Raw genomic sequence first — 10,779 nt, forward strand, 5'->3', positions numbered from 1 at the left:
CGATCGTCGGCCCCCGGCCCCGGCGGGTTCCGATTGGTGACCGTCTTACGTGACACGACGGTAGTTCGTTCGGGGTTAACTCTTCACAACGCGAGGTCAGTCGGCCACTTGGCGTGTAGGTAGGTCATGTTCCTCACATTTCGGGCGGAGGCCGCCATGCGTCGTGTCCGTGTTCTCGCCACCCTCCTCACCGCTGTCGCTGCCGCACTGCTGCTCGCCGTCCCGGCCAGCGCCGCCGGCGCGATCCGCTACGCCGCGCTCGGCGACTCCTACGCGTCGGGTACCGGCACCGGCCAGTACGACCCCGCCAGCGGAAGCTGTAACCGCAGCGCGCTGGCCTATCCCTCGCTGTGGAGTTCCGCGCACCAGGTCGCGTCGTTCTCCTTCGTGGCCTGCTCCGGAGCCACCACGGACGACCTGCTGGCCAACCAGGCGTCCGCGCTCCGCACGACCACCACGCTGGTCACCGTGTCCATCGGCGGCAACGACGTTGGCTTCGGTGACGTGGTGACCACCTGCACCATCGGCAGCGACCAGGACTGCGCGAACGCGGTGCAGCGGGCGGAGACCGAGGTGCGGAACACCCTGCCCGGCAAGCTGGACCGGACCTACGCGGCGATCCACGGCGCGGCGCCCTCGGCCAGGGTCGTGGTGATGGGCTACCCGCGGCTGTTCGCGACCGGCGCCTGCTGGTTGAGCGCGAGCAAGCGGACCACCCTGAACGACGCCGCCGACCTGCTGGCCACCACGATCGCCGGCCGAGCGGCCGCGGCCCACTTCACCTTCGTCGACGGCCGGTCGGCCTTCGCCGGGCACGGCATCTGCGCCGCCAGTCCGTGGATCAACGGGGTCACCTGGCCGGTGAGTGACTCGTACCACCCGAACCGGGCCGGGCACGCCAATGGCTACCTGCCCGCGCTGGACGCGGTCACCGGCTGACCCCGGAACGCGGCATCCGCCGGGCCGTGCCCCCAGCGCGGCCCGGCGGCCCGCGTCCCCCCCGCCCGCACCCCGAGCACGAGCACCCGTGGGATGACCGGAATTGACCACGGATTTGATCGCGGGGACTTGTGCCGGCGGCGTCGTCTCGCGTTAGCTACGCGGCGACGCGCGGACGGCGAGCGGGTGAATCGGACAACCGGCCGGCCTGCCGTGCGTCCACATCGACAGGGGGGTGATGAACTCACCATCCGGGGACGCGAAAACGGGAGGTCGGGGAATGGCGCAGCGCGGGACCATGCCGCTCAACTACCAGCGACCGGGTCCACCGAGGGAGTGGTCACAGCAGGTGCGGAGGCGACGGGGGCGACCAGGCCGGGTCTTTCTGAGCATCCTGCTCGTGATCGTGCTGTTCCTCATCGGCTTCGCCATCTACCTGGACTTCTCGCTGAAGCGCACCAACGCGTTCAGCGACTACGCGGGCCGCCCCGCCGCGGGCGCGGGCACCAACTGGCTGCTCGTCGGCTCGGACAGCCGGCAGGGCCTGAGCGCCAGCCAGGAGGCCCAGTTGTCCACTGGCGACGCGGACGGCGGCCGCACCGACACGATGATGCTGATGCACATCCCCAGCGGCTCCGGCAAGCCCACCCTGGTCAGCCTGCCGCGCGACTCCTACGTGCCGATTCCCGGGCACGGCAGGAACAAGCTGAACGCCGCCTTCGCCTTCGGCGGTCCGCAGTTGCTCACCCGCACCGTGGAAGAGGCCACCGGGCTGCGCATCGACCACTACGCGGAGATCGGCTTCGAGGGCTTCGTCGGCGTGGTCGACGCGGTCGGCGGGGTGAACATCTGCGTCGACCAGCCGCTGAAGGACCCGGCCGCGGGCCTCAACCTCAGCCCGGGATGCCAGGACCTCAACGGCACCCAGGCACTCGGCTACGTGCGCACCCGGCACCTCTACGCCCGCCAGGACCTGGACCGCATCCAGCACCAGCGCGAGTTCCTCTCCGCGCTGCTGTCCAAGGCCACCAGCGTCGGCGTGCTGGCCAACCCGTTCCGGCTGTTCCCGCTGGCCACCAACTCGGTGGACACGCTGACCGTGGACAACGGTGACCACATCTGGAACCTGGCCGGCCTGGCGTTCGCGCTGGGCGGCAACGGCTCCACCACCGGCACCGTGCCGATCGGCAGCACGCAGACGATCTCGGGGGTCGGTTCCGTGGTGCTGTGGGACAAGACGAAGTCGAAGCAGCTCTTCGACGACTTCCGGCAGGACTCGACGGTGCCGGACGGCCTGCTGTCCAAGTAGCCGTTCCGCCCCGCGCCGCGGCCCCGCCCGATCCGGCGGGGCCGCGGCCGTTCACGGTGACGGTGGCCGCGGGGCGGGGTGGCTCACCACATCCGCCACAGCGAAACGTCCACCCGGTTCCTGCCCCGGCGTTCCCCGCCGACCAGCCGGGATAACGATGTGCGTGCGGTGAGCAGCGCGCTGCGGGCCTCGTCGTACTCGCCCGCCTGCAGGTGCCCCATCGCCTGGGCGAGTTCCCCGGTGACCTCGGGAGCCCGGTCCTCCAGCGCGCTGTGGGCCGGCTCGGTCACCGCGCGCAGCCGGTGCAGCACCTCGGTGAGCGCGTGATCGTCACCGCCGACGATCATGTGCTCAATGGCTGAGGTGACCTCGCGGTGCAGTTGGTCAAGCAGCGTCTGTGACTCACTCGGGTCTGGCACGCGGAACACCGTACGGCCGGGTCGGTCCGGAGTGGACGGGACTCACCCGTACGTGGGTCAGCGCTCCACTCGTGCCGGCACGGTCGCAGGATGCCCGTCACCGGCGGCCGGGTCCGCCGGCCGCCCGGCAGGTTCTGCGGGTTCCCCGGCCGGCGCCTCGACCGGCTCCAGGCCGGCCAGTTCGGCGAACAGGTCGTAGCTCCGCACCCGGTCGGCGTGGTCGTGCACCATCGTGGTCAGCATCAGCTCGTCCGCCTCGGTGGCCGCGAGCAGCTCGTCCGCCTGCCGCCGGACGGTGTCCGGGCCGCCGATGAGCTGCCCGGCCAGCCGGGACCGGACGATCTCCTCGTCCAGCGGGGTGTACGGGTAGCTGGCGGCCTCCTCCGGGGTGGGCAGTGGACCGGGCCGCCCGTGCCGCAGGTGGACGAACGCCAGCGCGGCCGGGGCGGCGATCCACCGCGCGTGCTCGTCGGTGTTCGCCGCGTACAGCGCCGCCGCGACCATCGCGTACGGCCGGTCCAGGTGTGGCGACGGCCGGAACGACTCCCGGTACAGGGCGAGCGCGGGCAGCGTGTTGTCCGCGCTGAAGTGGTGGGCGAACGCGAACGGCAACCCGAGCAGCCCGGCGAGCTGGGCGCTGTAGCCGCTGGACCCGAGCAGCCACACCGGCGGCCGGTTACCCGCCGCCGGCACAGCCCGCACCCGTGGCGCCGAACCGTCCTCCGCCGCCTCGGCGAAGTAGTCGACCAGCTCGGCGAGCTGCTGGGGGAAGTCGTCCGCGGACAGCGGGCCGGCGCTGCGGCGCAGCGCCCGGGCGGTCGCCTGGTCCGTGCCCGGAGCGCGGCCGATGCCCAGGTCGATCCGCCCCGGGGGCAGCGCCTCGAGCATGCCGAACTGCTCGGCCACCACCAGCGGTGGGTGGTTCGGCAGCATGACGCCACCGGAGCCGACCCGCAGTGTCGAGGTGGCCGCGGCGAGCTGGCCGATCAGCACCGCCGGCGAGGAACTGGCGATGCCGGGCATGTTGTGGTGCTCGGCGACCCAGTACCGGGTGTAGCCCAACCGCTCCACCCGCCGGGCCAGGTCGAGGCTGTTGCGCAGTGCCCGTGCGGTGGTCGACCCGCTGGGTACGGGGGCGAGGTCGAGCACGGACAGCGGCACACGGCGACGAAGGCTCATGGTTCGAACAACGCCGAACGAGTGTTGATGTTCCCGGAGCCGTCGGTGAATGGTCACGGCTCGGTCAGGAACTCGAGCACCCGCTCGGCGAACAGCGCCGGCGCGTCCACCATGGCCAGGTGCCCCTGGTCGGGCAGCGACACCAGCCGTGCGTCCGGCAGGGTGGCGGCAAGCTCGCGCAGCCCCTGGGCCATCCACTCGCTGCTCGCCGTGCCGAGCAGCAGGAGCACCGGGACACCCAGCCCGGCGAAGCCGTCCCTGGCCCGCCGGGACTCCTCCTGGATGCGCATGTCGTAGGGCACGGTGTGGGCCAGCGCGACCGACGCCGGCCAGGTCGGTGCCCGGCGCACCAGGTCGACCTGATCGGCGGGCAGACCAACCCCTTCTCGGAGGAAGGTGAGCACCGCGGTCTCCCGGTCGCCGGCGGCGACATGGGCGGCGAGCCGGGCGGACAGGGGCGGGTCCAGGGCACCGGTGTCGCGGCCGATCGGCGGCTCGTAGCCGACCACCCGGCGGACCCGGGCGGCGGCACGGGCCGCGCCGAGGACGAGAAGGGCGCCGGAGGAGTGACCGAGCACGTTGACGGGCCGACCGGTCTCCTCGGCGACGGCGTCCAGCACCGCGACTACGTCGTCGATTTCCAGCCGCGGGTGGTAGCCGTCCGTGGCGTGGCCCGTGCGGTCGCCGGAACCTCCGCGACCGCGCCGGTCCACCGCGTACACCGCGTGCCGCTCGGCGAGCAGCGGCAACACCCTGCGCCACTGCGTTCGGTCGGTCAACGCGCCGCTCACCAGTACCAGGGGGGATCCGGTTCCGGTTCGTTCGACGGCGATCGTCGTACCGTCCGGCGACCGTATCGTGCGCACCGCAGTGTCCATCGCGTTCCTCCGCCGCTCACCTGCCAGGAACAGCGCCACACCGGCGGGGATCGCCCGCTGGTGGCGCGGTGGGGGTGGTACCCCTGACAAAGATCCTGGCCCGGCGGAACCGCAAACGCGTTACGCCATCCTGGTCTGGGCCAACAGGGCGGCCAGCCGCGGGATGAGGATTCTCCCGATCGAGGCGGCCACCCAGGATGCCTGCCCCCTCACCGACGTGAGCGGGCGGGGATGTGCTGGGACGTCGTCCGACGCCCCGACGGCGTACGGCAACCTAGTCGATGCCGCGGACGATGTGGTCCTCGGCGTCGATGTCGGACGCCTCGTGCTGCCCGCCGTCCAGCGCCGTCCTGGCCGGCGGCACCAGCGCCGTACGGCTACCGTGCCGCTCGGCGTCGGTCTCGGCTTCCCGTGGTTCGCTCGGCGCCTCGGTTCTGCCCATGATCTCCTCCGTTCTCCCTCGCCAGCCTCCGGGTTCCCCATGGGGCATTCGGTGGAACCTGAGAGTGTGTTCTATTTCACCTTATCCTGCCCGTGTTACGCCTGCGAATTCGCGTACCTTGGTCGGTTCTCGTGTCCGACCTTGGTCCCGCGTCCGGCATGTGGGTGGCCGTCCGGTCACGGGGCGATATCCAGGTTGCCCGTTGTGGCGGCGCGCATGATTACGCTCACGCTGAGTCGCGGTAACGGGACGCGGACGGGAGGCCCGATATGACGAGCACCTTGTGGGTCCAGGACAGCGCGGCCCGCCGGCTGATCCGCGCCGACCAGATCGTGGAGATCGGCACCGTCGAGGTGCACCTGGCCACCGCGCCGAGCCGGGAAGCCCGGTGGCGGCTCGAGGTGGAGACCCGGAACACCTATGGCGGCGTGGACGTCGCCTCCGAGCGCGGGGACTGGGAGATCGAACCCAGGCAGTTCACCCTCGCCTACGGCCACAGCGACGACTTTCGGCAGCACGCACATGTCCGGCTGGCGGAGACGATCGCCACGTACCTAACCTCCGGCGGCGTTGTCAGGGTGTCCGACGAGACCGCGTCGCACCCGGCGCGGTTCGCCTTCGCCCCGTTCGCCGGCGAATAGCGGGTCAGCGCGGGCAGAGCCGGCGGATGTCGCCGGCGTGGTCCGGATAGCGGCTGGCGAGTTCCCCGGCGCGGCCGAACTCGACGGCGTCGTCGGTGTAGGGCGGGGCCATGAAGGTGCCGAGCAGGCTCCACGCGCCGAGCGTCTCGGTGGCCTGCCAGGTACCGGCCGGCACCGCCACCTGCGGCCGCTGCCCCGCGACCAGGTCCGGGCCGAGCACCGGCCGGCTCACGCTGCCGTCGGCGTGGGCCAGCAGCATGCGGGCCGGCGCGCCGGCGTGGTAGGCGAACACCTCGGGGTGGGCCAACCGGTGCAGGGCGGAGAACTCCGGGGCCACCAGCAGGTAGTAGATCGCCGACCCGTGCGCGTCCCGCCAGGTCTGCGCCCACCGGCCCCCCTCGGTGGGCAGCGGCGCCAGGCCCAGCGCCTCGATGATCTCCGCCGGTTCCATCGCGCTCACTCCCCGTTTCCCGACGCGCGCCGCGCTCCCGGGCCCGTCACCAGGTCGGATGGGCGGACACGCCGCCGTCGACGACGAGGTTCTGCCCGGTGATCCAGGAGGCCAGCGGCGAGGCGAGGAACACGCAGGCGTTGCCCACGTCCTCGGGCGTGCCCAGGCGGGTGAGCGGCGCGGCCCGGCGCCACCGGGCCACCCCGTCCGGCCAGTCCCGCTCGATGCCGTCCCGCTCAACCAGGCCGGGGGAGACCGCGTTCACCCGGATCCCGTAGCGGCCGTACTCGAGCGCGGCGGCCCTGGTGTGCATGAGGACCGCCGCCTTGGCCGCGCTGTAGTGCGCGTGGCCGAACGCCGGCTGGCTGCCCTCGATGGAGGCGATGGAGACGATCGAGCCACCGCCGCCCCGCTCGATCATCCGCGCGGCCGCGGCCCTGGTCGCCAGGAAGGTGACGGCCGCGTTCCCCGTCATCACCTCCTGCCACTGCTCGGGCGGCATCTCCGGCAGCGCCCGCACCGGCTGCACGCCCGCGTTGTTGACCAGCACGTCGATCCGGCCGAACGCGGCCACGGTGGCCCGCACCGCGCCGTCCGCCTGCTCGGCGTCCCGCAGGTCGGCCGGCACCGCGGTGGCCCGGCCGCCGGCCGCGCGCACCTCGGCGACCAGCCGCTCGGCCGGTTCCCGGCTGGTCCGGTAGTGGACGGCGACGGCGGCCCCGGCGGCGGCGAACCGGCGGGCGATGCCGGCGCCGATCATCCCCCCGGCGCCGGTGACCAGGGCGACCGTGCCGGACAGGTCCGGCAGCGACCCGGAGGACATCGGTATTCCACCTCCTCGACGACCGTGCGCGGGCCCCGATCATGCCAAGCGCGGCCGCCGTCCCCGGGCACGTCCGCCGCTGCCGGGTGTGGCGGGGAACGTACCCGGAGGTCACCCGCCTTCACCGCGCAGACGGCGCCGAGCGGGCACCCACCGGCTGTGTCAGCCTCGGTGCTGTGCCCGCCACCGAACCGCCGCTTCCGGCGCCGCCCCGCCCACCTCGCCGCCCGGCCAACGACATCGGGCTCTACGACGAGCTGGCCGAGCAGTGGTGGCGGCCGCGCGGCGTGTTCGCCACGCTGCACTGGCTAGCCCGTGCCCGCGGCGCGCTGGTGCCGCCCGCCACCCGGCGCGACGCCGTGCTGGTGGACCTGGCCTGCGGCGGCGGCCTGCTCGCCCCGCACGTGGCCGGCAAGGGCTACCGGCACGTCGGCGTCGACCTCACCGCCAGCGCGCTGCACCGCGCGTCCGCGCACGGCGTGCTCGCCGTGCGCGGTGACGTGCTGGCCGTGCCGCTGGCCTCCGGCTGCGCCGACGTGGTGGTCGCCGGGGAGGTGCTGGAGCACGTGCCCGACCTGGCGGGCGCGGTGGCCGAGGCGTGCCGCCTGCTCCGGCCCGGCGGGGTGCTCGTGCTGGACACGCTGGCCGACACCGCGCTGGCCAGGTTCGTCACCGTCACGGTGGGAGAGCGCGTTCCGGGCGGCCCGCCGCCGGGTGTGCACGACCCGGCCCTGTTCGTGAACCGGGACCGGCTGGTCCGCGAGTGCGCCCGGCACGGGGTGCGGCTGCGGCTGCGGGGCCTGCGCCCGTCACTCGTCGACCTCGCCCGGTGGCTCGCCGGGCGCGTCGAGCACGTGCGCATGGTGCCGACCCGGTTCACCACCGTGCTGTTCCAGGGACGTGGCGTGAAGGAGCCTTCGTAGTCGGGACGCACGCGACATCGCGGAAGGGGGAGACCGCATGCCCACCAGCGAGGACGCCGCGGCGGCCGGCCGGTGGCGACCCGGACCGGATCGGGAGGTGGTCCGGTGGTAGCCGCGCACCTCGTCGGCACCGGATCGGCGTTTCCCGCGCCGCTGGACCAGGACGACCTGTGGCACGGCTACTTCCACCGGCACTTCGGGCGTAGCCGGGCGGCACACCGCATCTTCCGCACCGCCGGGGTGCGCCGCCGGCACGGTGTGGTCAGCCCGCTGACCGAGGACGTCGCCGGGTGGTCCACGGAGCGGCGGATGCGCCGCTACGCCGAGGAGGCGGAGCCGCTCGGCCGCCGCGCGGTCAGTGAGGCGCTCGCCGCGGCCGACCTCGACCCCGCCGACGTCGGCCTGCTCGCCGTCGCCTCGTGCACCGGGTACGGCACGCCCGGCCTGGACATCCGGCTCGCCTCGGGGCTGGACATGGGCGCCGACGTGCAGCGTCTGCTGGTCGGCCACATGGGCTGCTACGCGGCGCTGCCCGGGCTGCGCGCGGCGGCCGACTTCGTGGCCACCCACCGGCGGCCGGCCGTGCTGCTCTGCGTGGAACTCACCACGCTGCACCTGCAGCCGCCGACCAGCGACGTCCAGCAGATCGTGGCGCACGCGCTGTTCGGCGACGCCGCCGCGGCGGTGGTGCTGAGCCCGGAGCCGCTGCGCCGGCCGGGGGCGCCGCCGTCGCTGCGCATGCTGGACCTGGTGGCCCGCACCGACTCGGACTCGGCCGGCGACATGACCTGGGAGGTTACCGACCACGGGTTCCGGATGCGGCTGTCGCCCCGGGTGCCGGACGTGCTGGCCAGGCACCTCGGGCCCGCCCTCGACGAGTTGCTCACCCCGCACGGGCTCACCCCGGCCGGCGTGGCCGGGTGGGCGGTGCATCCTGGTGGGCCGAAGATCCTGGACACCGTGCGGCGCGAGTGCGACCTGCCGCCCCAGGCGCTGCGGCCGTCCCGCGAGGTGCTGGCCGAGCGCGGCAACTGCTCGTCGCCGACCGTGCTGCTGGTGCTGGAGCGGCTGCGCTCCGGCGGTGCGCTCGCCGACGGCGGCCACGTGGTGGCGCTGGCCTTCGGCCCCGGGCTCACCCTCTACGCGGCGCTGCTGCGCGCCGGCTGAACCACCCCGACGCTACGTCAGGCGCCCCGCCAGTACGGCCGCCTGGCTGTGCTCGACGTCCCTGGTGGCGGTGAGCAGGGTGAGCGGGCCGCGGCGGGAGAGTTCCCGCAGCCGGTCGAGTGCGGCGCTGCGTTCCGGCGCGCCCAGTTCGTCCTCGTAGCGGCGGCGGAACTCGGTGAACCTCGCCGGGTCGTGCCCGTACCACTTGCGCAGTTCGGTGGACGGGGCGACGTCCCTGGCCCACTCGTCCACGCGGGCGGACTCCTTGCTCAGGCCGCGTGGCCATACCCGATCCACCAGGACGCGCGTCCCGTCCTCGGGCGAGGGTTCGTCGTAGACACGGCGCAGGCGCACGGTGACGGACATCGTCCTCCCCTTCCGCGAGTCCACGAGGGCCGGCGCGCGCCGCGATCAGCCGTGGTGTGCGCCGGTCGGCGACGCTTCCCGGTGGTCGACGCTAGCGCCGTGACCGTGTGGGGCACGCTCACCGCGGCCGCAGCAGCCGGTACTCCCACCGGCCCTCGTCGGTCCGGTACAACTGGTAGAACGTCTCGATCTTGGGGCCGGCGTGCAGGTAGGTGTGGGTCACGATGCTGCCCGGGATGGCCCTCGACTCCGGAAGATCGTCCTCCCGGCCGTCCAGCGGCCCGCCGACGTACTGCGCGGTGTACTGCTCGGTCATGCCGGCGACCTGGCTTCCGATCGTCCCTCCGCTGCCGCACCGGGAGGGGCCTGGACCGGGCCGCGGGCGAGTTCGGCGGAGAGCACGGCGCGGGCGAAGCGCAGGGCGTGCTCGTCCACCTCGTCACCGGCGCCCCGGGCGGCGGCACGCAGCCAGCCGGCCAGGTGCGGGGCCACCGCCGGCTGCATGGTGACGATCCAGCGGGCACTGCTGGACCGTGCCTCGGCGACGTGCTCGGTGCCGCCGTGCTGGTGCGCGATGATCTCCGGCCGGGTGGCCAGCAGCCCGCCCACCCGCCACCGGCCGGCGGTGCTGCCGGCGGCGAGGGTTTCCAGCAGGTCGGCGGCGCGGCGTAGCGTGTCGGTGCCCTCTTCGGTCAAGCGGATTCTCCTTTGCCGGCGGTCTCCCTCCAACGCTACCCCGGCATCGCGATCGGCGGCGCGCTTTCGGGTGGCGGCCGGTCATCCAGGCGGCCTACCGGTCCCGGCATAAGCCTCCCTTATCAGCTTGTTTCCTTTCGATGAAAGAGTCCCGTCAGCGCTTCCGCTGCGCTACCTTGCGAAGGAAGCAACCGTTGGCGTGCCTGTGAGGGGGTCCGCTCATGAGCGCGACTGGAGGTATGGTCCGTTCCGGCCGGGAACGGACGGTCGAGTATCCGCGGGGTTCTCGGCTGTCCTCATTTTCTCCCGAGTTACGTCGTGCGCTTGTGCGGTTGGCTCGTACGCCGCGGTTGTTGGTGGCGTGTGATTACGACGGGACGTTGGCGCCGATTGTGGCGGATCCGGAGCGGGCGTTGCCGTCGTCGGAGTCGGTGGGGGCGTTGCGGTCGTTGGCGGTGTTGCATGAGACCACGGCGGCGGTGATTTCGGGGCGGGCGTTGCGGGATTTGGCGACGCTGTCGCGGTTGCCGGGGGAGGTGCATCTGG

15 protein-coding genes are annotated in these 10,779 nt (G+C 73.2%); 6 read left to right on the forward strand and 9 right to left on the reverse strand.

The features are described 5' to 3' along the window. Positions 1 to 156: 156 nt before the first annotated feature. On the forward strand, positions 157 to 939 hold the full coding sequence (locus FFT21_RS22680) for an SGNH/GDSL hydrolase family protein (protein ID WP_137815948.1): 783 nt from the start codon (positions 157 to 159) through the stop codon (positions 937 to 939). A gap of 400 nt (positions 940 to 1,339) precedes the next feature. Continuing rightward, positions 1,340 to 2,248 (forward strand): LCP family protein, encoded by a 909-nt coding sequence (locus tag FFT21_RS22685; protein ID WP_225978651.1) that lies wholly within the window; start codon positions 1,340 to 1,342, stop codon positions 2,246 to 2,248. 83 nt (positions 2,249 to 2,331) lie between these two features. Here the strand turns inward: FFT21_RS22685 and FFT21_RS22690 are convergent, their stop codons facing one another. The 4 genes from FFT21_RS22690 to FFT21_RS28920 all read right to left on the reverse strand — a co-directional run bounded on the left by FFT21_RS22690 (position 2,332) and on the right by FFT21_RS28920 (position 5,166). Beyond that, entirely contained in the window at positions 2,332 to 2,667 is a 336-nt protein-coding gene (locus tag FFT21_RS22690; RefSeq protein WP_137815949.1) for a hypothetical protein, read from the reverse strand. A 57-nt stretch (positions 2,668 to 2,724) separates the two neighbouring features. Further along, entirely contained in the window at positions 2,725 to 3,846 is a 1,122-nt protein-coding gene (locus tag FFT21_RS22695) for an LLM class flavin-dependent oxidoreductase (protein WP_137815950.1), read from the reverse strand. Between the two features lie 53 nt (positions 3,847 to 3,899). Beyond that, positions 3,900 to 4,724 carry an alpha/beta fold hydrolase gene (locus tag FFT21_RS22700; RefSeq protein WP_137815951.1) on the reverse strand — a complete coding sequence of 275 codons (825 nt, stop codon included), beginning with the start codon at positions 4,722 to 4,724 and terminating at the stop codon, positions 3,900 to 3,902. A gap of 274 nt (positions 4,725 to 4,998) precedes the next feature. Continuing rightward, a complete protein-coding gene (locus tag FFT21_RS28920) occupies positions 4,999 to 5,166 on the reverse strand; it encodes a hypothetical protein (protein ID WP_153816571.1) in 168 nt (55 codons plus the stop codon). Positions 5,167 to 5,435: 269 nt separating this feature from the next. Between FFT21_RS28920 and FFT21_RS22705 the strand changes: the two genes are divergently transcribed. After that, positions 5,436 to 5,807, forward strand: a complete 372-nt coding sequence (locus FFT21_RS22705) for a hypothetical protein (protein ID WP_137815952.1) — start codon at positions 5,436 to 5,438, stop codon at positions 5,805 to 5,807. Between the two features lie 4 nt (positions 5,808 to 5,811). On the opposite strand, the gene FFT21_RS22710 is transcribed toward FFT21_RS22705, so the two are convergent. Both FFT21_RS22710 and FFT21_RS22715 read right to left on the reverse strand, forming a co-directional pair. Continuing rightward, positions 5,812 to 6,258 (reverse strand): cupin domain-containing protein, encoded by a 447-nt coding sequence (locus FFT21_RS22710; protein WP_137815967.1) that lies wholly within the window; start codon positions 6,256 to 6,258, stop codon positions 5,812 to 5,814. A gap of 46 nt (positions 6,259 to 6,304) precedes the next feature. After that, positions 6,305 to 7,081, reverse strand: coding sequence for an SDR family NAD(P)-dependent oxidoreductase (locus FFT21_RS22715; RefSeq protein WP_137815953.1), 777 nt, complete (start codon positions 7,079 to 7,081; stop codon positions 6,305 to 6,307). A 176-nt stretch (positions 7,082 to 7,257) separates the two neighbouring features. Between FFT21_RS22715 and FFT21_RS22720 the strand changes: the two genes are divergently transcribed. Further along, the gene (locus FFT21_RS22720) at positions 7,258 to 8,004 is read left to right on the forward strand and encodes a methyltransferase domain-containing protein (RefSeq protein WP_225978652.1); all 747 of its coding nucleotides are present in this window, start codon (positions 7,258 to 7,260) and stop codon (positions 8,002 to 8,004) included. Positions 8,005 to 8,109: 105 nt separating this feature from the next. After that, a complete protein-coding gene (locus FFT21_RS22725) occupies positions 8,110 to 9,171 on the forward strand; it encodes a type III polyketide synthase (RefSeq protein WP_137815955.1) in 1,062 nt (353 codons plus the stop codon). Positions 9,172 to 9,183: 12 nt separating this feature from the next. Here the strand turns inward: FFT21_RS22725 and FFT21_RS22730 are convergent, their stop codons facing one another. The 3 genes from FFT21_RS22730 to FFT21_RS22740 form a co-directional block, all read right to left on the reverse strand. Continuing rightward, positions 9,184 to 9,537 (reverse strand): DUF488 domain-containing protein, encoded by a 354-nt coding sequence (locus tag FFT21_RS22730; protein ID WP_137815956.1) that lies wholly within the window; start codon positions 9,535 to 9,537, stop codon positions 9,184 to 9,186. A 118-nt stretch (positions 9,538 to 9,655) separates the two neighbouring features. After that, positions 9,656 to 9,853 carry a DUF8847 domain-containing protein gene (locus FFT21_RS22735; protein WP_137815957.1) on the reverse strand — a complete coding sequence of 66 codons (198 nt, stop codon included), beginning with the start codon at positions 9,851 to 9,853 and terminating at the stop codon, positions 9,656 to 9,658. Next, positions 9,850 to 10,233 carry a hypothetical protein gene (locus tag FFT21_RS22740; protein ID WP_225978653.1) on the reverse strand — a complete coding sequence of 128 codons (384 nt, stop codon included), beginning with the start codon at positions 10,231 to 10,233 and terminating at the stop codon, positions 9,850 to 9,852. The genes FFT21_RS22735 and FFT21_RS22740 overlap by 4 nt, the downstream gene beginning before the upstream one ends. Before the next feature lie 239 nt (positions 10,234 to 10,472). Here FFT21_RS22740 and FFT21_RS22745 point away from each other — a divergent pair. Next, the coding region (locus FFT21_RS22745; protein ID WP_137815968.1) for a trehalose-phosphatase at positions 10,473 to 10,779 on the forward strand (307 nt) is incomplete at its 3' end.

It is taken from the genome of Gandjariella thermophila (assembly GCF_005405885.1).
GTDB lineage: Bacteria > Actinomycetota > Actinomycetes > Mycobacteriales > Pseudonocardiaceae > Gandjariella > Gandjariella thermophila.